Source organism: Rhodococcus koreensis (assembly GCF_900105905.1).
In the GTDB taxonomy this organism is placed as follows: Bacteria; Actinomycetota; Actinomycetes; order Mycobacteriales; family Mycobacteriaceae; genus Rhodococcus_F; species Rhodococcus_F koreensis.
Genome location: NZ_FNSV01000005.1, coordinates 262,763 through 285,909 on the forward strand (window position 1 = coordinate 262,763; position 23,147 = coordinate 285,909).

18 protein-coding genes are annotated in these 23,147 nt (G+C 64.0%); 9 read left to right on the forward strand and 9 right to left on the reverse strand.

The window, feature by feature from the left end:
* Positions 1-1,322: 1,322 nt before the first annotated feature.
* The 3 genes from BLV94_RS05420 (at position 1,323) to BLV94_RS52045 (ending at position 4,823) form a co-directional block, all read left to right on the forward strand.
* A complete protein-coding gene (locus BLV94_RS05420) occupies positions 1,323-2,663 on the forward strand; it encodes an MFS transporter (RefSeq protein ID WP_072950426.1) in 1,341 nt (446 codons plus the stop codon).
* A 436-nt stretch (positions 2,664-3,099) separates the two neighbouring features.
* Positions 3,100-3,888: an MOSC domain-containing protein gene (locus tag BLV94_RS05425; RefSeq protein WP_072950423.1), complete on the forward strand. Its 789-nt coding sequence runs from the start codon at positions 3,100-3,102 to the stop codon at positions 3,886-3,888.
* Between the two features lie 710 nt (positions 3,889-4,598).
* On the forward strand, positions 4,599-4,823 hold the full coding sequence (locus BLV94_RS52045; protein ID WP_425272513.1) for a 2Fe-2S iron-sulfur cluster-binding protein: 225 nt from the start codon (positions 4,599-4,601) through the stop codon (positions 4,821-4,823).
* Positions 4,824-5,024: 201 nt separating this feature from the next.
* On the opposite strand, the gene BLV94_RS05435 is transcribed toward BLV94_RS52045, so the two are convergent.
* The gene (locus BLV94_RS05435) at positions 5,025-6,296 is read right to left on the reverse strand and encodes an MFS transporter (RefSeq protein WP_244163511.1); all 1,272 of its coding nucleotides are present in this window, start codon (positions 6,294-6,296) and stop codon (positions 5,025-5,027) included.
* Between the two features lie 563 nt (positions 6,297-6,859).
* Here BLV94_RS05435 and BLV94_RS05440 point away from each other — a divergent pair.
* The 6 genes from BLV94_RS05440 to BLV94_RS05465 all read left to right on the forward strand — a co-directional run bounded on the left by BLV94_RS05440 (position 6,860) and on the right by BLV94_RS05465 (position 15,508).
* Positions 6,860-7,663 carry a GntR family transcriptional regulator gene (locus tag BLV94_RS05440; protein ID WP_072950703.1) on the forward strand — a complete coding sequence of 268 codons (804 nt, stop codon included), beginning with the start codon at positions 6,860-6,862 and terminating at the stop codon, positions 7,661-7,663.
* 365 nt (positions 7,664-8,028) lie between these two features.
* Positions 8,029-9,903: an RNB domain-containing ribonuclease gene (locus tag BLV94_RS05445; protein WP_072950705.1), complete on the forward strand. Its 1,875-nt coding sequence runs from the start codon at positions 8,029-8,031 to the stop codon at positions 9,901-9,903.
* Between the two features lie 628 nt (positions 9,904-10,531).
* Positions 10,532-11,332 (forward strand): TnsA-like heteromeric transposase endonuclease subunit, encoded by an 801-nt coding sequence (locus BLV94_RS05450; protein ID WP_167372135.1) that lies wholly within the window; start codon positions 10,532-10,534, stop codon positions 11,330-11,332.
* Positions 11,329-13,443, forward strand: coding sequence for a Mu transposase C-terminal domain-containing protein (locus tag BLV94_RS05455; protein ID WP_208613692.1), 2,115 nt, complete (start codon positions 11,329-11,331; stop codon positions 13,441-13,443). The genes BLV94_RS05450 and BLV94_RS05455 overlap by 4 nt, the downstream gene beginning before the upstream one ends.
* A complete protein-coding gene (locus BLV94_RS05460; RefSeq protein WP_072950707.1) occupies positions 13,440-14,477 on the forward strand; it encodes a TniB family NTP-binding protein in 1,038 nt (345 codons plus the stop codon). Before BLV94_RS05455 ends, BLV94_RS05460 begins: the two co-directional genes overlap by 4 nt.
* Positions 14,474-15,508, forward strand: coding sequence for a TniQ family protein (locus tag BLV94_RS05465; RefSeq protein ID WP_072950710.1), 1,035 nt, complete (start codon positions 14,474-14,476; stop codon positions 15,506-15,508). Before BLV94_RS05460 ends, BLV94_RS05465 begins: the two co-directional genes overlap by 4 nt.
* 409 nt (positions 15,509-15,917) lie before the next feature.
* On the opposite strand, the gene BLV94_RS51480 is transcribed toward BLV94_RS05465, so the two are convergent.
* The 8 genes from BLV94_RS51480 to BLV94_RS05500 all read right to left on the reverse strand — a co-directional run bounded on the left by BLV94_RS51480 (position 15,918) and on the right by BLV94_RS05500 (position 23,120).
* Entirely contained in the window at positions 15,918-16,043 is a 126-nt protein-coding gene (locus BLV94_RS51480; RefSeq protein WP_255315062.1) for a hypothetical protein, read from the reverse strand.
* Positions 16,044-16,119: 76 nt separating this feature from the next.
* Positions 16,120-16,962, reverse strand: a complete 843-nt coding sequence (locus tag BLV94_RS05470; RefSeq protein WP_072950712.1) for a mycofactocin-coupled SDR family oxidoreductase — start codon at positions 16,960-16,962, stop codon at positions 16,120-16,122.
* 54 nt (positions 16,963-17,016) lie between these two features.
* A complete protein-coding gene (locus BLV94_RS05475; protein ID WP_072950713.1) occupies positions 17,017-17,352 on the reverse strand; it encodes a putative quinol monooxygenase in 336 nt (111 codons plus the stop codon).
* A gap of 613 nt (positions 17,353-17,965) precedes the next feature.
* A complete protein-coding gene (locus tag BLV94_RS05480; RefSeq protein WP_072950716.1) occupies positions 17,966-19,018 on the reverse strand; it encodes an NAD(P)-dependent alcohol dehydrogenase in 1,053 nt (350 codons plus the stop codon).
* Between the two features lie 29 nt (positions 19,019-19,047).
* The gene (locus BLV94_RS05485) at positions 19,048-20,562 is read right to left on the reverse strand and encodes an APC family permease (RefSeq protein ID WP_083395492.1); all 1,515 of its coding nucleotides are present in this window, start codon (positions 20,560-20,562) and stop codon (positions 19,048-19,050) included.
* A gap of 41 nt (positions 20,563-20,603) precedes the next feature.
* Positions 20,604-21,788 carry an NAD(P)/FAD-dependent oxidoreductase gene (locus BLV94_RS05490; RefSeq protein WP_072950721.1) on the reverse strand — a complete coding sequence of 395 codons (1,185 nt, stop codon included), beginning with the start codon at positions 21,786-21,788 and terminating at the stop codon, positions 20,604-20,606.
* Positions 21,788-21,988 carry a ferredoxin gene (locus BLV94_RS05495; protein WP_072950723.1) on the reverse strand — a complete coding sequence of 67 codons (201 nt, stop codon included), beginning with the start codon at positions 21,986-21,988 and terminating at the stop codon, positions 21,788-21,790. Before BLV94_RS05495 ends, BLV94_RS05490 begins: the two co-directional genes overlap by 1 nt.
* A gap of 31 nt (positions 21,989-22,019) precedes the next feature.
* Entirely contained in the window at positions 22,020-23,120 is a 1,101-nt protein-coding gene (locus tag BLV94_RS05500; RefSeq protein WP_244163514.1) for an aromatic ring-hydroxylating oxygenase subunit alpha, read from the reverse strand.
* Between the last annotated feature and the right edge of the window lie 27 nt (positions 23,121-23,147).

The following is a 23,147-nucleotide window of genomic DNA, read 5'->3' on the forward strand; positions in this document are numbered from 1 at the left end:
CCTGCGTTGCGGCGGAGAGTTTCGACGGCGGAATCCTGCAAGAGGCGCCGACTACGCCAGTGGTGCCGCCGGGATCCCCGGGAGCCGCCGCACTGGTTTCCGACCGTGCGGCGTTGTCACGGGAGCACATACTTTCCGGGCCCGTTTCATCGGTCAGGCGATACTCCGTTTCCTTGACCGTCGCGTGGTAGTCCGACGCAGCGGTCGCCGAGATCCATGCGCTCAGCAGCCGCGACAGCGTGGTTGCCGGTGACGGCATCGCATTCTGTTGATCGGGCCCCGACGTCGGGGCGGCGGCCCGTCGACGCAGCCGGACTCGCTCGCTACAACGCCCGGCCGCCGCGGACCAGAATCCGCCACGCACGTACGGAGGGCATTCGCCGGTTCCGCTTAAGGTTCCCAGAGCACAACCAGCCACCTCATGCTACAAACTGGCGACACGGGCGAGATGTCGGACAACATACCGTGTTGAGTAAGGCCTTGGACGAATCGACGGCGACCCGAAGCCGGGCAACTCATCATCCAGAGAATCCACCATCCCGCCAAATCACGCATCGGATCTCGCACAGGCAGCATTGGCGCTCTGCTGACATCTCGGTTCCGGCGGCGATTCCCAGTGCGCATGGATGTCGTTAGTGGGCTGTGGATGTTGCGTCCCCGCATATCGCGCCTTCGGTTGTGCCCGATTGTACGTCGCAGCAGCGCGTTGCCCGAACGCGTTACTACGCATAGCAAGTGCATCTCGCTGCGCCCGAGTAGCACCCCCATGCTCAGCCGGCACTTTGCCCCGAGTACTCCCCGCGCACCGCCGGACAAATGGGCAATTTTGGGCCGGCAGTTGTCATCCGCCCCTTCAACGAACACCGGAGGCAAGAGCGGCTCCCGACCAGAGGTGACTTTCGTTGGTCAGGGATATTGACACCGAGTGTGATGGTGATTACTTTCAGGACGTTATGTGTTGTAGGACAACTCGGTCGACACTGAACCAATCGCTTCCGCGAGCCTCCGGCTGAGAATCACTGGTGCGGCTGCCCCCTGGGAGCCTCGACGAGGAGGACCCGTGCAACCACCCTGCTCACTCGCACCGCACTCGGCGTTACCTCGGTCATCTAGACAGTGATTCGAGGCAGACCTCCGAACCTTTCACACGCTGGAGGGCGGCGTGAAGCAATTCAGAGCAAGGTCGAAAGGCTCGATGCAACCAGGGAAGCATTCAGTGACCATCACATCCCCGACATTCATCGTAGAACAGGACGAGTGAACGTCTCAGCACACGCACCCAGCACTACACGAAGCCCCGTCCCAATCGTCAGGAGTGACCAGTGACAGCCATAGGCAATGCAACTGCCCGTCCGGGCGAAGCCACAACAACTGCATTCAAGAGTCGGTTCTTGGCGCGAATGGTAATTGTCCTGATCGGCGGAATGTTCCTGGACGGTTACGTCCTAGGCATCCTCGGACCGGTCTCAGGCAGGATGGCTGAGGACCTGCAGCTCACAGCAGTTTCGCAGGGTCTAATAGCCGCGGCCGCTCTGGTCGGGATCCTTTTCGGCGCACCGCTAGGTGGCTGGGCCGCCGACAAGTGGGGCAGGAAGTCAATTTTCATGTTCGACATCGGTCTGTTCGCCGTCGCGTCGGGCATGCAGTTTTTCATTGACTCACCAGTGTGGCTCATCGTAGTGCGACTGCTCATGGGCTTGGCGATCGGCGCCGAATACGCTGTTGGATGGCCCCTAATGGGTGAGTTCGCGCCCACCCATCTGCGGGGGCGGTTACTTGGCGCAATGCAGATCGCCTGGTACGGCGGCTTCATGATCGCGTTCCTGATCGGTCATCTGCTCAGTGAGTACACCGAAGCGGGTTGGCATTTCATCCTTGGCACGAGTACTTTCGTCGCGGTGGCACTGTTCCTCGCTCGGCTAGGCTTGCCGGAGTCGCCACGCTGGCTGTGGAGCGTAGGACGCAAGGACGAGGCGCGAATTCTCGCCTACAAATACATGGCCGACGACGCTCTCGACGACGTCCAGCACGAGGACGTTCGAACAGGCAGCTTCGGGATGCTGTTCTCTAAGCAGCACTGGCGCTCCACACTGTTCATCTCGGGTTTCTTTTTCTGCGCCGTGACACCGTACTTTGCCATCGCCACCTTCGCCGACAGCGTGTTGAATCAGTACGGACTCGCCGGCGGGCTCGCTGGTGGGGTCGGGCTCTCCGCTGTAGCACTGGCCGGGGTCGTCCTCATGTTCTTCTTGATCGACAAGGTCGGTCGGCGCGTGCTGACCGTTCCGCCGCAATGGGTCTGCGGCATCGTCCTCGCCCTCATCGGTCTCTGGGCCGGTGCGCCCGCCATCGTGGTGCTCATCCTGTTCCTGCTCTTCTCGTTCTTCAACGCGATGTACACAGCACTGACGGGCGTATACCCCAGCGAGGTCCTGCCGACCGAGATCCGGGGGATCGGAACAGGCTTCGCTGTTGCTTTCAGCCGGATCGGGGCAGGCATCGGCATCTTCCTTATGCCGGTGTCGATGGAGACTCTCGGTGCCGGTCCTACCATGCTGATCGCAGCCACTGTCGCCTTCGCAGGCGCAGGCCTGTGCCAGTGGCTGGCTCCGGAAACAACAGGAAAGACCCTCACCGAGGCGGCGGCGGGGTACTCGCACTAAGACCGGCGGCGCAGGCCAAAGAGCTGGTTGGCGAACTGATCGAACTCCTGCGGTCCTTGGTCCTCTACGGTCTCACAGTGCTTACCGCCGTACACGAGATGCGTTTCGCCCGTGATGTCCCCGGAACCGTTGTTTATGGACAAGGGTCATCGTCGAAGCCGAATTCCGGCACAGAACTTTGTGACCGGCAAAGGAAGAGGCCGAAGAGTATTCATTTCGACAATGAGTTCCAACCCAATACTAACCGCCATCGATTTTCTGGGTGCCGCGTCAGAACAAATGTTCGCTGGCCTGTAGTTCCCTTTTCAAGACGCCACGCCCTCTCCGATCCGGACCCACCAGACAGGCACCCGCCCTGACATCCCGTGCCGATGTTCAAACGTATGCGGGATGTCAAGGTGCAATCGCTTCCCATTGGCAAGGAGACACACGTAGCGTGAATATTGGAAAAGTATCGAGTTTACATATATATCCCGTCAAAACCCTGAGCGCACAGCGACTCGACTCCGTGTGTGTAAGCCCCAAGCACGGGTTCCCTTTCGACCGCATTTTTGCTTTGGCACACCCCGATCGCGATTTCCGCCGAGAGCCCTCTGAACGGCTAATATCCGGCTTTCACGTTCTCACTCATAATTCCCGGCTGGCGGGTGTACGAACTCACTGCGATCCGGAAACCGGACACTTCGAAGCCTACGTCCAAGAGCACCTCGTTCTCTGCTGCGATATCTTGAGTGAATCAGGCCGTTCGCAGTTCGAAAAGTTTTTTGCGGCTGTTCTGGACCTGCCCGATGATAAGGCGCCGAAACTTGTTCATGCTCAATGCCATAACTACTCGTACCTGGACAGTTCTTCATGCCACATCGTCAACCTGGCTTCCGTCCGTGATCTATCCGAACGTGCCGGAGTCGAGATAGATCCTTTACGATTCAGGGCCAACCTATACATAGATACGGACGACCCTTGGGTGGAGTTTGAATGGATAGGCGGGGAACTGACCATCGGGGACGACGTCGGGGTAGGACCATTCAAACGAGCTGCTCGCTGCGCTGCGACCGAGGTAAACCGCGTCAGCGCAGTGAAGGACATACCCATACCGAGGCTGATCAAGCGTTTCTACGGACACACGGATTTCGGGATCTATGCAGCTATTACCAAGGGGGGACGTATACAGCCAGGAATGCCGGTCGCACTATCCGCTCACCCTGAAGGGATAATTCATCGATGAGCCACGAGTACGTACAAGTTCGACTGGCGGCGAAGCGTCGCGTTGCGGCCAACGTGATCGAGTTTCACTTCGAGGCTATCGACGGGTCCTCCCTTTCCTCTCCCGCACCAGGCGATCACATCGAGATACTTACGCCGTCAGGACTGCCGAGGCGCTACTCGACAACCGCAGGCCCCCACGGGTCAGGCGGAGGGTGGACGGTCGGCATCGCACTGGACCCTGCAGGTAGCGGCGGTTCGGCCAGCATGCATATGCAGGCAACGACAGGGGACATTATGAACGTGCGACCGCCGACAACTAATTTCCCGCTCAAGATGTCCAATAGCGCCCTGTTCATCGCGGGCGGTATCGGGATTACGCCCATTCGATCCATGTACCACGCAGCTCGGCGAGAAGGAAAGCCGTATGAGCTCGTATACCTTGCAGGGTCCAGGCCGGAGGCGGCGTATGCGACCGAGTTCACTGAAGACCCCCAGTCCACGCTCTATATCCGGGATGAGCATGATGGACGGTTCGATCTGTGGAAGATCCTAGAACGCCCGGGCGAACGAGATTTGTTTTGCTGTGGACCGCCCGCCCTCATGACCCAGGTGCGGGCACTCACCATGCACTGGCGTCCATCCCGGATCCATTTTGAAACATTCTCCGGTGTCTCTCCCTTGGATGAGTTCAGTGGGCCCTTTTCGGCAATATGGGTTCCCACGGGCGAGATGATTCCCGTCCCGACTGATAAGACACTATTGGCAGCGATGCGGTCCGTCGGCATCGACTGGCCGAGTTCCTGCAACGCGGGGACTTGCGGAACGTGCAAGGTGTCACTCATCGGGGGCGATGCGGACCATCGAGATGCACTATTGACTGAGGAGGAGCAGGCAAAATGGCTCCTCCCTTGCGTCTCACGCGGAGATAGAGTCCTCGAGTTAGGGCCGGCCTAACCTCAATGGTTCGCTGATCAAGCTGAACTCCTCCATGCCTGTGAAAAGCTATCTCTGATCATCGGGCGAAGGTCGAGATCCTTTCGCTAGCCGAGTCATAAGCACTGATGGGTGTCGGTGCGGTTGCGCGTGTCGCTGGCCGCGGGGAACGTTGTCCCTGCGGCCAGCGGTGGGCTCGTACCTCGGCTGAACGTGGCCGGGTTAGTGGGTAAGCTCGGCCGCGGCCTCGGTGAGACTCATCCCCTTCGTCTCCGGCGCCAGCCACTGCGACAACCCGGCACCGGCGACCGCCACCACCGCCGCGATCAACATCGTCGGACCGGCACCGAGACCACTCATCGACACCGGCATCAAAAACGTGCCGATTCCGGCACCGACACGGCTGACGGACGTCGCGAAACCGGTTCCGATACCCCGGATCTCGGTCGGGAGCACCTCGGGCGGATACACCCCGGTCAGAGCGTTGTACATCGCGTTGAAGAACGAGAAAACCAGGAACAACGCCAGCACCACGGCGGCCGGGGCACCCGTCCACAGACCGATCACCGCAAGGACGACGGCACACAGCCACTGCGGCGGCACGGTCAGGACACGCCGACCGACCCTGTCGATCAGGAAAAACGTGAGCACCACTCCAGTGAGCGCGACCGCGGAGAGTCCGACGCCACCGGCGAGACCACCGCCGAGCCCATACTGGTGCAGCACACTGTCGGCGAAGGTGGCGATGGCGAAGTACGGGGTGACAGCACAGAACCAGAACCCGGAAATGAACAGGGTAGACCGCCAGTGCTGCTTGTTGAACAGCATCGAGAAAGTGCCCTTGGCCACGTCCTCGTGCTCGACATCGGCGAGCACATCACTCGCCAAATACTTGCGAGCGAGAGCGCGGGCTTCGTCCTTACGGCCCCTACTCCACAACCAGCGCGGCGATTCGGGCAGACCGAGCCGGCCGAGGAAAAGGACCACCGACAAGATCGTGCTGGTCGCCAGGATCAAATGCCAACTCAAACTGGTGTATTCGTTGAGCAGATACCCGATCAGAAACGCTGTCATGAAGCCGCCGTACCAGGCGATCTGCATCGCACCGAGCAGTCGCCCCCGCAGATGCGTGGGCGAGAATTCACTCATCAGGGGCCAGCCGACCGAGTACTCGATACCGATCGCGATCCCCATCAGCACCCGCACCACCAGCAGCCACATCGGCGAATCGATGAACACCTGCATCCCCGAGGCAACGGTGAACAAAGCGATGTCGAAGGTGAACAACGGCTTGCGACCCCACCTGTCGGCAGCCCAGCCACCAATCGGAGAACCCAGCAGCACACCGATCAGGGCGGCCGCGGCGATCATCCCCTCCCACAGCGCCGAGATCTGCAAATCCTCGGCCATCGTGGCCGAGACCGGTCCGATGATGCCGAGGATGTAACCATCCAGGAACATGCCCCCAATCAGGACCGTGACCATCCTGATCATGAAACGACGCTTACCCGCCGCTGAGCCGTCGCCCCGACCGGCAGTTGTGTTCTTCACAGATGACAATGGACTTTCCTGTCGATCGGGATGAGTAATACCGGCATAACCAGGCTCACAGCGCAGCGAAAAGGGCACTCACCACCGAGCCCAGCGGCGTCGAGCAGCCCCTCCCCGCCGGAACGCACCACCTCCAACACCACGTCCAGACCGCCCCAACGCCCTTGCAACCCCCACACTGAGCACGCAAACCATCGCGGAAGCAGTCGCAGGCGGACGAAGCGGCGACGTCGGGCGTGAGCATCACGATGATCTGCGGCTTCACTTGAGTTCGCCTCAAAGTTCGAAGATCGGCGGTGGACCGTGTGGCGAGATAGCCTCCGTGAGTTTCCGAAATTCTCCGTCGTTGCTTCGAGGGCCACTTACCCGAAGTTAAGAAATCTCACCAAATACCACCGAGTTGTCCTACAACTTCCCACAATGACGACTGTAAGTGATCTGCATCACTAATGTCAACTGGCGATACTGCCTATTCAGTTGTGCTACCTCTGCGTACGATGTGGGACATGAAGGCAGAGGTCGAGACCGAGGTGCGCACTCGAAGACGAGTGACCGCAGACGCCCCGCCGCGCGTCAGCGCTACCGCACGGGCAGTCCAGTCACTGCGGCTGCGACTGTCGCAGGAATCCTGGTCGGCCGGTGACCGCCTGCCCTCCGAGCCCGCCCTCGCCAAAGAGCTGGGCGTCAGCAGGGTCAGCGTCCGCGCAGCACTCGCGCAGCTCGAGAGTGAGGGTCTGGTGGATCGGCGGCACGGGTCCGGCACATACGTCAATTCAGTGCGGCCGCTGGTGCGCAGCCTGCACCTGAACGTGGGCTCGGCCGAGCTCATCAAGTCCCGAGGACACGTACCGGGCATCTCGGAGATGTCCTGGAAGCAGGAAGCCGCCGACGACGAGGTCGCCGAACGCCTCGCCATCGACGTCACGACATCGGTCATCCACCTCTACCGTGTACGCACCGCAGACGAGACCCCCGTCACGATCTCGCACGACTACTTCGCCGCCGCCCTTCTCCCGGACCAGCAACCACTGAGCCTAGGCCCCTCGCTCTACAACTTTCTCTCTACAGTCTGCGATGTCGAAGTGAAATTCGGCGTCGCGAACCTCGAACCCACACTCATTGACGAAGAGCAAGCGAAAATCTTCGGAGTCGATGCCGGCGAGCTATGCCTGATGATCAAGCAAATCGACTACGACCTCGACGAACGCCCCGTCTCGTACTCGATCGAGTACCACCTCGCCAGCGCCTTCAACTTCCAACTCGTCCGCCAAGGACCGGGCACCCTCTCCCGCCCCGCCGCCGTCCGATAGACCCGGTCGAGGGCGGAAGGTCACATGCATCACGGCTCGAATTCATACTGGCTGACGTGCATGATTCACCGGGTTGGGGCGTGGGGGCAGGAATAGAGATCATACCGATCTCACCTTCTCGAGCCGCAGCGCTTGCCGCTGGACGCACACCGTTTCATTCGATACGGCACGCCACCCGGATGGGTCAACACGCGCACCCGCGACAGAAGCCTGTCCGTTTTGCCGCTTGTTCACCGCGGTGAACAAGTCGTGCCCGGGGCCGGTTTCAAGGCCTCGTAGGTGATGTTCACCAGGCGCGTCGCTGACGGTGCCTGGGGAGATTGGTTATCGTCGGACCTGCGTAGAAACAAGGGGGAGCGGCGACCATGACATCTTCGACAGTCACCGACGTATCGACGCTGCTGATGATCGACTCGACGTCTGCGCGGGACCGGGACGACGCCTTCGCCGTCATCCCCCTCCCCGACGGCCGCGGGTGGGCGGTCGAGGTTCACATCGCCGGCGTCGCCGACGTCGTAGAACTGGGGTCGGTCGCCGACAAGCAGGCGTTCCTGCGGGCCGAGACCCGATACCTGCGCAGCCGCACCATTCCGATGCTCGGCGACACGGCCGAACAGGCCGCCACCCTGACCACCGAAGCCGCGCGGACCAGTCTGCGGGTCACCGGCACCATCACGACCGACGGCCGGCTGGTCGACACCGCCGTCGGGCGTGGACAGATCCCGTCGGGCCGGTGCGTGGCCATCGATCACGCGCAGGTGCCCGGCATCCTGACCGACCCGGCACATCCGCTGCACCCCCAACTAGCCGCGGCGGATGCGGCCGCGCAGATCCTGCTCGGCGCCCGCCGCGACGGCGGCGCCCTGGCGTTCTACGACCTCACCCGCGGCTGGGCGACCAACGAAGACGGCGCCATCGTCGCGATCGCCGCCGAACTGCGGACCGTCGCCTACGTCATCGTCCAGGAACTGATGATCGCCACCAACGAAGCCGTCGCCCTCTGGTGTGTGGAGCAGGGGTTACCGATCCTCTTCCGCAACCACCGACCCAACCCCGTCGCCGGCCCCACCGACGAACTGATGACCGAGATCGCCGCCGCGGCCGGCGACCCCGACCTGTTCGCGAAACTCCGCGGACGGCTGCTGTCCACGCTGCGGGCCGCAACCTACGACCCGACGGTCCACGGACACTACGGATTACGGCTCAGCGCCTACAGCCACGTCACCTCCCCGCTGCGCCGGGTGGCCGACCTGATCAACCAACGGATCATCCTCGCCCACCTCGACCACTCCCCCACCCCCTACACCCCGGACCAGCTCGCCGCCCTCGGCACCGACCTCAACCGGCGCACCCGCGCCGCCCGGGAAGCAAAGAAGAACCACTTCAAACACGCCGACCACCGCATCGTCACCCAAGAGGCGGCACGCGACCTCACCATGCTCGATGCCCGCACCTTCCACAAGGTCCTCAAAACCGCAGCCACCGCACCACTCCGCGACGAGATCGCCGCCGAACTCGCCCGCCGCGTCGACGCCGACCTGCTGACCGCCCCGGACGTCGCGGTCCTGATCGACGCCGCCGACCCCACCTGGCGCCCGATCCAACTCCGCGTCCTCGACACCCTCGCCGACACCCACCCGGAGATGGGGCCGAGCGTGGTGTCGGTGTGGCGGCAAACCCACCCCGACCAATCCCCACCGGAGCTCGAGACTCGGCGCAACGGCGCCGACCACCACCCACTGTTCGCCGCCCGCGCCACCCACCGCAGCATTCGCGGACCCTGGACCACCGCCGCTGCGAAGAAGCCGGCCGAACAGGCCGCCCACTGGGCGGCACTACGCGCGCAGCTGCTTGGTACCGACCACCCCGACCCGGAACCCGAATGGCCTGCGGCACCGCAGAACCCGCAGGCACCTGCCCCGCCCGCGTCCGAGGACCCTGGTCCGGTCATCCCCCGGCCGCCGCACGATACGACCACGCTGACCGCGTTCAACCTGGATGAGGCGAAGAAGTCCAAGGCCCTGTCCAACCCCACCGCGTGGCTGATGAGCCTGGCCCAGAACAACCATCAAGCCCCACCCGAGTGGGAGATTCGCACCGACGGACCCGCGCACGCACCCCACTTCACCGCCACCGTGCACCTCGCCGGCCACACCGCCACCGCCGACGCGACCACGAAAACCGCGGCGAAGACCGCATCCGCGGCCGCGCTCATCGAGGCACTCTTCGCCCGGCAGTGATAGCGCCGCGCGGTCTTGTGTCTACCGCGGCAACACCAGTCGGGCGCCGAGGCCACTGAACCGCGCCGTCAGTCTCAGGCGGATAGCCGCCTGAGACGCCTGAGGCGCGCGACCGAAACGGGGACGGCACTCTCGTGGCGGCCCGGACAAAAGCGCCGACGATCGATCGGAGCATCGACATCCCGACGCTCTTCGGTCCGAAAACAGAATGACGCAGGGACACCACACCGCGGTTCGGGCGAGAGCAGGTCCCCGGGTAGCCGGTCGAGACGAGCGCGGATGCGCGATTTCCGGGCCGATGTGTCAGGGGAGTGTCCACACTGCGGTGCCGATGACGACTGACCGGCATCGCAGACATGGGCGCTACCCGCCTGATCGAGTGTCTTTGAACCCGATTCAGTACCGCTTCTGATACCCCGCTCCCCACTCATCGACAACTTGTTTAGCCTATTTGAACTGCTACTATGCTGCCACTCCCCCACTCCCCACCAAAATCGACGAACCGTGAAAATATGCGTCGTGTTCGGCGACGAACACGATGTCGGTTCTCAGCCGATATGGCGAGTTCTCAGGCGATCTGTCGGCGTGGTGGCGAGTTCTCATCGAATGTGGCGAGGATGATGTCCCGGTGCTGGATGGACAGGTAGGGCAGGCGGGGTCTGCCGGGGACTTCGAGGCCGTGTTCGTCACCGAGAGTGGCGTGGAGCGGCGGGTGCCGTGGGAGTGGCTGCCTGAGGTGATAGGTGAGCTGGGACGGCCGGCGCGATCGTTCCCGTCGTATCGAGGTCAGCGGAAATTTCCGGGCTGGTATTGGTCGAGCACGATGGGCCGCCGGATCGGGTTCGAGTCGTGGGTGGAGCGAGATCACCTGGTGACGTTGGATTTCGACGCCTCGGTGGTGAGGATCGTGTCCCAGCCGTTCTGGCTGCTGTGGCCGCACGGTGGCAAGCAGCGGCGGCACGCTCCCGACTTTCTGGTGTCGTCGGCCGATGGGGGTGTGCTGGTGCTGGACTCGCGTCGATGCGAGCTGATCGGCGAGAGGGACCGCGAGGCGTTAGAGACGGCGGGCCGGGCGTGCGCGGCACTGGGCTGGCGGTATGCGGTGTGGGACCGGCTGGACGGCGTGGTGGTGAACAACCAGAGGTGGTTGGCGGGGTACCGGCATCCGCGGTGTTTCGACGAGCCGGTGGCGGCGCGGCTGCTGGAGGTGTTTCAGCTGCCGCGGCCGTTGGTGGAGGGCGCCGAGTTGGTGGGCGACCCGCTAGGCACGTTGCCGGTGCTCTATCACCTGATGTGGAGGCAGCTGCTGGTCGCGGATCTGTCGGTGGTGCTGTCGCACCGCACCGTCGTGCGTTGTGCGCCCCCGGTGGCGAATCTGGCGCGAGTGGCGAATCTGGCGGACGAGTTGGCGGCGGGTGGTCGGTCGTGATCCGGCCGAGCGCGCTGCGGGTCGAAGACCGGGTGATCTTTGCCGGGCAAGCCCATACGGTGGTCGCGTTCTCGGGCACGACGATGCGGTTGTTGTCGGATGTGGGCGAGACCACGGTGGTCGCGTTGTCGTATCTTCTTGCGGCCGAGGATTTCGAGCTGATCGGCGGGGCCCCGGCGCCGAGGGTGGAGTCCGTCGCGTTGCTTGAGGCGATGCCTGAGCATGTGGTGGCGGCGGCGCGGGAGTGGGAACGGCATCTGGTCGAGCTCGAGACCGGGTTGCCGCCGGACGCGGCGGCGGATGCGCAGCCACGCCCGGAATACAACCCGATGACTCAGACGATGGCGGCACGGGAGAAGGCCAAGGCCGCCGAGTTGACCGCGGCGGGGTCCAAGATCGGCGTCCGCACCGTGCAGCGGATGCGCGCCCGCTACCGCGACCAGGGACTGTGGGGGCTGGTCGACACCCGCTCCGCTCGGGCCGCAAAGCCGACCGGGCATGTCGACGAGCGGGTGGTCGCGGCGGCGGCCACGGTGGTCGCTGCGCAGATCGGGACCTCGACGGGCACCAGGTCGCGGGCGATCCGTCAGATCCGTGAACTGCTCGACGACGAGCACGGTCCGGGTGTGGTGGAGCTGCCGTCGCAGGCAACGTGTTACCGGCTGCTCGAGGTGTTGTCGAAGGGGCGGCACACGTTCGGGTCGGCGGTGACGCGTCGCCAGACCGCAAACAAGCCGCCCCGCCCCTACACCGCGACGACGGCGGCGCGGCCCGGTGAGCAGGTGCAGCTCGATGCCACTCCGCTGGACGTGATGGCGGTGATGGACGACGGGGTGATCGGACGCGCGGAGCTCGTCTTGTCGATCGACATCGCGACCCGCACGATCTGTTCGGGTGTGTTGCGGCCGGTCGGGGCGAAGGCGGTCGACGCCGCGCTGCTACTGGCACGGTCCACGGTCCCTGAACCGATGCGACCGGGGTGGGACCAGAGCTTGGCGATGGCCGCCTCCCGCATTCCGCATCAGCGTTTGGTCGCGTTGGACGCGCGGATGGCGATGGCGGCCGCCAAGCCGGTGATCGTGCCCGACACCGTGGTCATCGACCACGGCAAGGTGTTCTTGTCGGAGGTGTTCCTGCGGGCGGCGGACACCCTGGGCATCTCGGTGCAGCCGGCCCACCAGCAGACGGCCACCGACAAGTCGATCGTCGAGCGCACCTTCGCCTCGATCAACACCCTGTTCTGCCAGCACGTCGCCGGCTACACCGGCCGAGACGTCACCCGCCGGGGCGTCGACGTCGCCGAGCGGGCCGTCTGGTCGCTGCCCGAACTGCAGGAGCTGTTCGACGAGTGGGTCATCTGCGGATGGCAAACCCGTCCGCACGACGGCCTGCGCCACCCGTTCAACCCCGATCAGGCGACCTCACCCAACGACGCCTACGCGGCACTGGTCGCGGCCGCCGGCTACGTCCCGGTCGCGTTGACCGGCGAGGACTACATCGAACTGCTACCCGCGGACTGGCGGGCGATCACCGACACCGGCATCCAGATCGAGTACCGCACCTACAACAGCGCGGAGTTGCGGCAATGGGCCGGACAGAGCTCCGGCGTCACCGCCAAGGGCGGCAGATGGGAAGTTCACTACGACCCCTACGACGTGTCGCGGGTCTGGGTCCGCAACCACCACGGCCACGGCTGGATCACCGCGCCATGGACCCATCACACGGTGGTGGGCCAGCCGTTCGCCGACTTCACATGGCGGGCCTCCCGCAAGATCGCCGCGCAGCGCGGCGTCGACGACACGAACGAGATGGCCGTCGCGGTGATCCTCGCGGCGCTGCTGCGGCGCGCGGACACCGGCCCCGGCGCCGATCGGGTGTTGGCGCGCACCCGAACTGCCCACGATATGACCAACCACCTTCCCGCCGAACTAACCGTCCCGCCGTCGGCGGCTGCGGTCCCGGCGTTGCCCGCCGGGACCGCGGCCGATGACGAGGGCGGCGGTGAGGAGTCCGGCGCGGTGGAGGCGGTGGTCGGTGATGTGGTGCCGTTCGGGATGTTCGACCCGTTCGCCGACGACCCGTTCACCGACGACCCGGAGGTGCGCCGGTGACCAGCACACGAACAGAACCCGAGATCCGCCACCCGTTGTCGACCAAGCAGGGGTGGGCCTCATTCGCCGGCCAACCCAACCCCGAGCCGCCGCGCCTGCTGCCCAGGGAAGACTGGAAGCGCCTGGACGGGTTCGAACGCGAGCTCTACAACGAGGCCCGCCAGGACTACCACTCGACATTGCTGCTGATCGCGACCCCCGACATCCGCAGAGTCATCCACTACGGATCAAAGCTGGTGGCCAACAACCGCGGCAAGCAGCTCGGCCGCCGCGGGCTACTGGTGTCGGGCGCCAGCGGCACCGGCAAGTCGACCTCGATCACCCAGTTGGGCAGGAAGTTCCAGATCGACCTGCAACGCCGCTACCCGCCCAACCCCGAGCGAATCCCGGTCGTCTACATCGTCGTCCCACCGGACGCGGATCCACGATCGTTGGCCCGGGAGATGGCAGCCTTCCTCGGGTTACCGACCGGCAGGAGAGAAAACCCCCAGTCGATCGCCCACACCGTCGCCGAGGTGATGCGCCGGGTCGGCACCGGCATGGTCCTCGTCGACGAGATCCACCGGCTCGACCTCACCACCAGGAAAGGACAAGACGCCTCCGACCAGCTGAAATACTTCTTCGACACGATCTCGGCCACGTTCATCTACTCAGGCCTGGACCTCGAGGAGTCCAACCTGCTGTCCGGGATGCGCGGTCGTCAGATCCTCGGCCGATTCGTCCCCATCAAGACAGGACCGTTTGCCTACCGCACCGACCAGGACAAACAGGACTGGGTCAAGCTCGTCGCCAGCATGGAGCAGACCCTGCGGCTGCACAAGCACCAAGCCGGAACCCTCATCGAGCGGGCCGACTATCTGCACGCCCGCACCGGCGGCATGATCGGCAGTCTCGACCAGCTCATCTACGAAGCCGCCAACGACGCCATCACCGACGGCGCCGAAAAGATCACCAAGGCCCACCTCGACGCCGTGCTGCTCGACGGCGCCGCCGTCGCCCAGTTCCAGCAGCACCGGCCAGGGAGCCCCCGATGACGCTTTGGCAGCAACCCGCCCAACTTCTGCCCGTCCGAGTCCGTCCGATCGGCGCGGAAACCGTGGTGTCCTACGTCTTCCGACTCGCCGCCGCGAACGCGCTGGCCCGGCCGACCACCCTGCTGCGCGCCCTCGGCGAACCCATCAACGGCCGCCCCTGCGCGCCGATGATCCACAACCGCGACGTCACGCTCAACGCGCCCGCACTGGCCCGGCTGGAAACCTTTACCGGCTTGCCCGCCGACCAACTGCGCAAGGCACTGCCCAGCCTGTCGAATCCCAGAGCCGACCCACTGTCCCACACCGGCCCGACGATCCGCGTCTTCCGCAGCGCGGCCATCCGCGACCACTGCCACGCCTGCATCGATCGAATCCCCGGTCGTCCGCAGGTCCGCGTTCACGACCGCGACGCACCGTCCATCTGCCGACGACATCGCCGCTGGATCGAAACCACAAGTTATTTCCCCGACCAGATCGACCTGTCGGCAAACATCGAGATCATCACCGCCCACCGCCGGCTCAGCCGACTGCGCTCGACTGTCGATGACCATGCCTGGGTTCGTCAACAGCTCAGGCACGCGAGCTGGATCGTCCTGGACTGGCACCTCGCCCGCGCGCCTTTCAGCCCCAGCTACTACACCTTCAGAAACCTGCACACCCGATGGGACAAACGGGCAGCCACCCTGCCCCGATCCCGGATCACAACCACACTCGTGGTCATACCCGAAATCGTCACGCTCGCCGAGATCCTTTGCGATCTCGAATGGAGACGCCATGTCGCCATGGCCGACGATGACCACGACGTGGCCCCGTTCTATCACCACGTAGGCCGGCGCCTCGGACAACCCGAGCGATTCGGCGACCGGCTGTCCTACTCCACCTGGATCGAACCACTCAAGAGCTGGGTCATCGAGCATCGCAAGCTATTCCAAACATTCCGCGAGAAGCATTGGAAACGAGTCCACACCCACCGCCCCTATGACCCCTACTACAGCAACGCCATCCTCCCGACAATCCGCCACTTCAAGTGAGAAACGATGCCAATGACAACACCACCCCCAACTGGCGAGCCCCAGGTCAACCGGCATCAACCTCGCCAGAACAAACGAGAACCGACAACGAAGACGAAACGGAACCGGTGGCTGAAGAGCTCGTCCGGCTCGGCACAGGGAGAACTACGTGTTTGCTGGTGGCCCCGTGCAGAACCATGTGGGCCACTTCGAGCTGAACCACACGCATCTGCACTCGTGTGCCGGCACGCCTGCCGCCACGCACAAGTTCACGCATATTAATTCGCACAGTTTCACGCACATCAACACACACCATTTCACGCACATCGACCCACATAATCGCGCGCTCAGGGATACGCGTCGACCAAATGGGAATCGGGAAGTACCCGGCTGAACAGGTCCGTCCGGCCCCCTCCAGCCGCCAGTTTCGTCAGTCCGCGCCGTACAGTTCGGCGGTCCAGTGGACCGCTCCCCTTCGCTGCGCTTCGTCCCAGTCGACGCCCATCACGTCGGCCAGATGGTGCAGATCACCGAGGAAGTCCCCGAAGACCGTCATGGCCTCCTCCAGCGACGAAGTCGTCCTCTGACTGCGCGCTGACCATGTGCATATGTCACGCGGGGACGCCGGCGTGTCAGATCGCGGCGGACCCTCCGTCGACTGGGAGCGTGACACCGGTGATGTAGCGCGCTTCGTCGGAGGACAGGAAGACCAGCGCGTTGGAGACGTCGACTGGCTCGACCCACGGCTGTGGCAGGGCGAGCAGTGTGGAGGAGGCCTCCGCGAATTCCTCGAATGTGGGGTTCTCGCGGTCCGGTCGGAAGAGTCGCCAGACGGCAACGTTTTGGATCATGTCGGTGTTGCAGTTCGTCGGAGCGACGACATTTACCCGGATCGAGTGTGGTGCCAATTCCATGGTGAGGGTGCGCATGAGTCCGATGACACCGTGCTTTGACGCCACGTAGTGGCCGAAACGGGCAAAGCCCTTGACGCCGGCGTCGGACGAGGTGATGACGATGGATCCACCTTGGCCGCCGCCGACAAGATGCGGCACGGCAGCTTTGCAGGTATTGAAGACACCGGTGAGGTTGACGTCGATGACATCGCGCCAGTCGTCGACTCCGATGTCGGGAACCTCGTCACCGAACTGGAAGATGCCGGCGTTGGCGGCCACGATGTCCAGTCGGCCCAGTTCGGCGACCGCCGAGGACAGCCCGGCTTCGAGGGCTGTGTAGTCGCGAACATCCGCGGTGTAGGCGATGATGCGCCGTCCATGCTTTTCGACGAGCCTGACGGTCTCGGCGAGATCGTCCTCGGTTGCGGCCGGGTAGAAGTCGGATGTGCGTCCAACGCTTCGGCAGATGTCGACGGCGATGATGTCAGCGCCTTCTTCAGCCAGCCGTTCAGCGTGGCTGCGGCCCTGACCCCGGGCGGCGCCGGTGACGTAGGCGACCTTGCCGGCTACTCGTCCTGTCATGATTCTCCGATCCAATATGTTGTGATGCAGGTCAATTCGACTCGCGCAGGCGTGTCAGCGCGAGGTTGCCTCGATGGCGAGCTCGGACATACGCGACCAGTCCGTCCCGGGGATCTCGGTGTGGATGATGTGCGGGGTTTCGGCCAGGCCGGGGCGCATCGCCTCCAACCCCTTCCGGAAGTGTTCGGAGGCGACGTGGACCTCGCCTGCCTGAGAATCGCGGAATGCTTCGACGAGGAAGTATTCGTCGTCATGGTCGACGCTGCGCGACCACTGGTACCAGAGATTGCCTTCCTCTGCGCGGGTGTTGGTCGAGAACTCGCGGGTGATGGACAGCCAGGTGTTCTTGTAGTCGGGAAGGACCTTGAACTTGACGACGATGAAGATCATTCTTCTGCTCCTTTTTCGGGCGTGGTGTGACGATGCGTAACGCTGGCGTGGCGGCGTTGGAGCGTCGATGTGGGCGCGTGGGATTCCGCCGAGTTGGCGGTTCGGATGAGTGTGCTTCTAACTATTGGGTGAGGCGGGACTATTGGGTGAGGCGGGCGAGTATTGACAGGCGCCTTGTACGTTCAGCTCCATGAGGACTCCTACTCCCGGACGTCGCCGATGTCGGGGAGACGTTCGTGGAGAAGCTCGTTATCACGGCCTGGACGGAGATGTCGGCGCGGCAGGTGCAGGAGGACACGTACGTGGCCTCCTGCCAGCCTGTGAGCCGGTACCCGGTAACCCAGCCGGAACGGGTCGGAGATCGCGACCACATTCAGCAACCGGAGTCCTGCATTCTGCCCAGCCTGATCTCAATCGTGCCCTCGGAGAAACCGAGCAGTTGCTGTCCAAGGATGTGGTCGGCCAGCTCCCGCGATCTGCCGGTACAGCACCCGGCCGTACTCCTCCGTCCCCTGCACCACGGGCGAGGAATCCGCGTTACCGGTGGCACCTCACCCGATTGCACGCACAACACCGGAATGGGTGATCCTCACCCGCACCCACGCCGCCGGGTTCAGTGAGACGCGGCGATGAACTCGTCGTCGGGGACCAGCACCGCACGGCCGCGGACGGCACCGTGGTGCAGATCGTCGAGCGCCTGCTGGAAGTCGGTGAAACGGTACTTCACCGTGTGCAGGTGCACCCGACCCTCCGCTGCAAGCGCCATCAACTCCACGAGGTCGTTGTAGGTGCCGACGAGGTTACCGACAAAGTTGATTTCGGTGCTGATGATGTCGATGGTCGGCACTTTCAGCGTGCCGCCGTAGCCGATGACGTAGTAGGTGCCGGCACGGCGGAGCATCGCGACACCGGACGCCAGAGCGGAGCCTTCGCCGACGAAGTCGAGGACTGCTTCGGCGCCGGCTCCGCCGGTGAGAGCGAGCACCCGCTGCGCCTCCGTACCATCGGCCACCACGGTGATGTCGGCGCCGATGTCCTTGGCGAGTTCAAGTGCGGCTGCGGATTGGTCGACGACGATGATGCGTGCCGAGGCCAGTGCTTTCAGGACCTGGACGCCGATGTGGCCGAGTCCGCCGGCGCCGATCACGACCACGGTGTGCCCAGGGCGCAGGTGTTCGGCGGCCTTGCGTGCGGCGTGGTAGGCGGTCAGTCCCGCGTCGGCGAGGGCCGCGACGTCGGCCGGTTCGAGGGAGGGGTCGAGTTTGACGACGCTGCGCGCCGAGGTTCGCAGGTATTCGGCCATTCCTCCTTCGACGTCGATGCCCGGGAAGTCGGAGGCGGTGCAGTGCACGTCGTCGCCGTTGCGGCAGGCGAGGCACAGGCCGCAGGTGGCGAGCGGGTGCAAGATCACCGAGTCGCCGACGGAGACGTTCGTGACCGCCGAGCCGATTTCGGTGACGGTTCCCGCGTTCTCGTGGCCGATGGTGTAGGGCAGGGCGACGCCGCTCTTGTCCTGCCACTGGCCCTCGATGATGTGCAGGTCGGTGCGGCACACTCCGGCGCCGCGAACCTTGACGATCACGTCGAGCGGGTTCTTGATCACCGGCTCAGGGACGTCGTCGAGGGACGGTTTCCTGTCGTACGCGTGGACGCGAATCGCTTTCATGAGCAGTCCTTATCGTGTTGCAGTTTCGGTCAAATACGTTCGGGATCAACGGCATCAGATGTCGCGGTGGTCAGCCCCCGCTTCGCGGGTGCGGGTGGTTCGCCTGTGACACGCCACTCGATGCGTTGTCGGTCCTGGAATCGTTGGCGGTAGTACCAGAGCACGCAGGCGAAGAGCAGGATTCCGATGCCGGCGACGGTCTCGGTGAGGCCGCCGTATCCGGTCAGGCTGGGATTGGAGATGCCGATGACGATGGCGAAGACGTTGATCGCGAAGAGTATGCAGGCGATGGGAATCCAGTGTCGGCCGAGTCGAATCGGTCGGGGAAGGTGTGGTTGGTCTCGGCGGAGAAGGACGAACGCGCCGACGGCCAGGGTGACTGCGGTGAGGTAGCCGAGGTTGCTGGCCAGGAGGATGGCGATCGGCTCACCGAGCACGATGAGCACAGTGATGTTGATCAGCATGTCGGTGGTCAGTGCCCGGCCGGGGACTCCGTATCTGTTGAGCACCCCGAGCTGCCTGACGGTGCCGCCGGTGCGTGAGATGCCGTAGAGGGAGCGTCCGCCGTCCGCTGTCGCGGTCATCATGGCGATGACGAAGGCTGCCATAACGGGGAGTTGGCCGAGCCAGGAGTAGTCGCCGAGAATCTGATCGAACGCAAGCCCGATGTAATTGACCGGGTTCAGCCCGATCGTGGCCTCACCGAGCGCGCCGACGACGACGTAGGGGACGAGAATGTAGAGTCCGAGGATGAAGGCAGCGGAGCGGCGAAGGGCCCTCGAGGTGTCTTTGACCGGATCCTTGTACTCCGCGGTGAAGCTGGCGCACACTTCGGTGCCGTAGGTGGTCCATGCCGTGATGTAGAACCACACCACGATTTCTTTCCACCCGAACGGCGAGCTGGCACCGGACCAGCTGAGTCGACTGGCATCGAAGTCGCCGTGCGTCAGGAAGGGCCCGATGATCAGGACCAGTAGTCCCACCACCAGGAGTGTTCCGGTGATTTTGGCGACGCCGGCGGCGATCTTGACGCCGAAGTAGTTCAGTGCCCAGGCGGTGAAGATTGCCCCGATCGCGATCAGATAGGGCAGGCCCAGTTCGTGCCCGATCGGCAGCTGCAGGGCGATGCGCGAGTCGGGGAAGAAGGCCTGTTCGATCAGGGTGCCGAGGACGACGCCTTCGACGGACAGGGACAGTGACCAGCCCATCCAGTACCCGAATGCGGCGATCGCGCCCAGCGGTGCGAAGTGTCGTTTCCATCCTTCGTAGGCGTAGACCGAGATGCCGCCGGATCGGTTGGGGAACATGGCCGCCATCTCGGCAAACAGGTTGTTCTGGAGCAATGCCAGCGCGCAGGCAACGCCCCAGATGGCGATCGCCGTCCAACCGCCGATCGCGCCGACCGTGTACCCGAGAGTCAGAAACAGACCGATGGGCATATTGAGTGCGAAGACGAAGCCGTCGCGCCAGGTGAGGGCCCGCACCATGGACTCGCCGTGGGCGCCGTGGTGTTGGGGTGTTCCAGGGTTTTCCGCTGAACTCATGGAGGTTGTCCTTGGGACTTCTGCGGGTCGACTGAACGCCGTCAGGCGTCAGCCAGGTCCCACTCGGGGATTTCGGAGGTGAGGGTTGCTGCGCCGACCCATTTACGGGACCGCAGCACCAATCGGAGTTGGTCGACAACGCATGCGCCGATGAGGATTCCGTCGCGGGCATAGAGTGCCGCCAGGTCGTCGGTGCCGGCGGAAAGCAGGCGAACCGTGTCGTGGCCGGTGGTGTCGCCGACGATGCTGATGCGCTTGCCGAACTGATCCGACCACACGAAGGAGGCGGAATCGACGGTACGGTTGCCGTTGTCGACGATATTGTGGGCGACCACCCGCGCCTGCTCGGTTGCCGAGGTCCAGTGCTCGTGGCGATGCGGCTCCCCGGCGCTGTCGCGCCAGACCGATACGTCACCCGCCGCCCACACATGGGGGCCCGCGCGTCCGGTGGAGTCGCAGAGGACTCCGGCCGGTCCGACGTCGAGTCCCGAGTTCTTCAGCCACTCGGTGTTCGGTATGGCGCCGACGCCGACGATGACGGCATCGCATGCGATCGCGGTTCCGTCGTCGAGGACGACGCGTTCGACCCTGGAGCCGCCCTCGATGGCCGAGACGACTCGCTCGCAGATGAGGTCGACGCCATGACTGCGGGCGAGTTCCCCGAGCGTGGGCGCGACATCCTCGCCGACGTTGCGGGAGAGTGGAATCTTCGCGAGTTCGACGACCGTGACCCGGGTGCCGCGCGTGCGCGCCGCGGAGGCAACCTCGAGTCCGATGAATCCGCCGCCGATGATGACGACGTGTTCCGCGCTGTTGAAGGCGTCACGGATTCGTACGGCATCGTCGAAGGTCCGGAGTGTGAAGACCCCGGGCGGGGCGTCGAGGAATGGGTTCCGAGCGCGGGCCCCGGAGGCGATGACGATGTCATCGAATTGTACGGTCCCGGCATCGGTGGTGAGCAGGCGCGCATCGACATCGAGATGTGTTGCGCTCTCCCCTAATCGCAGGTCGATAGCGTTGTCGTCGAACCAGGTGCGGGCGTGATAGGCGAGTGTGTCGATTCCGGTGTTGTCGGCGAGCACACCCTTCGACAGCGGTGGCCGGTCGTACGGCAGGTGCGGTTCGTCGCCGATAAGGGTGATGGCGCCGCCGAAGCCGTTACTCCGCAGTCCTTTCACGACTCGAACACCGGCTAGCGCTGCGCCGACAACGGCTACGGTGCGCATCAGTCTTCCTCGGTCATCGACAGCGCTGCAGCGGGGCATGAGCGTACGGCTTCCTCGACCTCGGCCACGTCGCGGTCCGCGATTCGGGTCTGCAGTAGGTCGACCTTGCCGTCGTCCGAGAGGTCGAAGACATCGGGGGACGCAACGACACAGTTGGCATAACCCTGACATTTGTCCAGGTCAACGGAGATTTTTACCATCGTCCAGTCTTTCGTGCAGTGGGGAGGGTCCTCACAACGACAGCGCGGAGAGCGTCGTCTTCATGAATGCCTGCAGGGGGCTTTCGCTGTCGAGCATCAGACGTCCGGTCGGAATGCGCCCGGAGCGGTATCCGATCTGCTGGATGTCGGTCGCACGCTTGTCCTCGATCAGTGTCTGGTCCCACATTTCGAGCCATTCCTTGACCACGACCGGATCCGCACCCGGCTTTGCGTACATGTCGACGAATGCCCAGCACTTTTCCGGTCCAACGGGTTGCACGCTTCCGATGAATCCGACGTAGTCGTCGAGCGCGAAGAAGGACGAGGGGAACGTGAACGCGAATCGGAAGCCGCGCAGTCCGGCGGGGTCGACATTGCCGGGTAGCCACTTGATCGGCCCGTCGTGCCAGATCGTGTTGTCCCCGGATCTGACAGCGTAGTCGTCGGGGTTGGTGTGGTACGTCTTCCCGAAGCTCGACTGGTGCAGGGTCGGGCAGTGGTAGCACTCAACTGCGTTCTCGGCCCACACCTTCCAGTTGCAGGTCATGTCGTACTCGTAGCGGACCTGGAACTCGTACTCTCGGAGTTCGGCGTTGATGTCATCGGTGAATCCGCGCATGTCTGCCGTCACGGTCGCCAGCGGAGGGGCTGCCGGATCGGGATTGACGAAAACCCACTGATCCCACCGTTCGACGGCCACCGGTTCGAGCGAAATGGTCGCGCAGTCGAAGTTGGCCTCACGCTGCGAGCGGGGCGCGGTCTTGAGTTTTCCGTCGAGGCCGTAGGTCCAGCCGTGATACGGGCACTGCAACAGTGGCTTGCTTCCATTCTCCTCCGCGATCGAGTGCAGGCGATGCCGACACACGTTCACGAAACCCCGTAGCTCGCCGTCTTTTCCGTGCGTGACGATGATGGGTGTGGATCCGGCCTTGGTGACCGCGTAGTCACCAGGCTTGGCAACCGCGGACTCGTGGCATGCGTACTGCCAGGACTTGGCGAAGATCTTCTCCTGTTCGAGCGCGTATACCTCCGGCGCGTAATAGAACTCCGCCGGCAGCGTCGCCCCCTCGTCGAGGCCGGCGAGGATCTCCTTTTCCGTCGGCAGTGCGTACCGCTTCCGCACGTCAGCCATCTGCAGCATTGGATCCCGTTCCCTTCA

Bases quoted from the DNA above. Each gene is read 5' to 3' on its own strand.
- BLV94_RS05500 (WP_244163514.1), bottom strand. From the start codon at position 23,120: ATGGCTGACGTGCGGAAGCGGTACGCACTGCCGACGGAAAAGGAGATC.
- BLV94_RS05495 (WP_072950723.1), bottom strand. From the start codon at position 21,988: ATGGTAAAAATCTCCGTTGACCTGGACAAATGTCAGGGTTATGCCAAC.
- BLV94_RS05485 (WP_083395492.1), bottom strand. From the start codon at position 20,562: ATGAGTTCAGCGGAAAACCCTGGAACACCCCAACACCACGGCGCCCAC.
- BLV94_RS05465 (WP_072950710.1), top strand. From the start codon at position 14,474: ATGACGCTTTGGCAGCAACCCGCCCAACTTCTGCCCGTCCGAGTCCGT.
- BLV94_RS05475 (WP_072950713.1), bottom strand. From the start codon at position 17,352: ATGATCTTCATCGTCGTCAAGTTCAAGGTCCTTCCCGACTACAAGAAC.
- BLV94_RS05440 (WP_072950703.1), top strand. From the start codon at position 6,860: ATGAAGGCAGAGGTCGAGACCGAGGTGCGCACTCGAAGACGAGTGACC.
- BLV94_RS05445 (WP_072950705.1), top strand. From the start codon at position 8,029: ATGACATCTTCGACAGTCACCGACGTATCGACGCTGCTGATGATCGAC.
- BLV94_RS52045 (WP_425272513.1), top strand. From the start codon at position 4,599: ATGATTCCCGTCCCGACTGATAAGACACTATTGGCAGCGATGCGGTCC.
- BLV94_RS51480 (WP_255315062.1), bottom strand. From the start codon at position 16,043: ATGACGGTCTTCGGGGACTTCCTCGGTGATCTGCACCATCTGGCCGAC.
- BLV94_RS05435 (WP_244163511.1), bottom strand. From the start codon at position 6,296: ATGATCAGGATGGTCACGGTCCTGATTGGGGGCATGTTCCTGGATGGT.
- BLV94_RS05490 (WP_072950721.1), bottom strand. From the start codon at position 21,788: ATGCGCACCGTAGCCGTTGTCGGCGCAGCGCTAGCCGGTGTTCGAGTC.
- BLV94_RS05470 (WP_072950712.1), bottom strand. From the start codon at position 16,962: ATGACAGGACGAGTAGCCGGCAAGGTCGCCTACGTCACCGGCGCCGCC.
- BLV94_RS05480 (WP_072950716.1), bottom strand. From the start codon at position 19,018: ATGAAAGCGATTCGCGTCCACGCGTACGACAGGAAACCGTCCCTCGAC.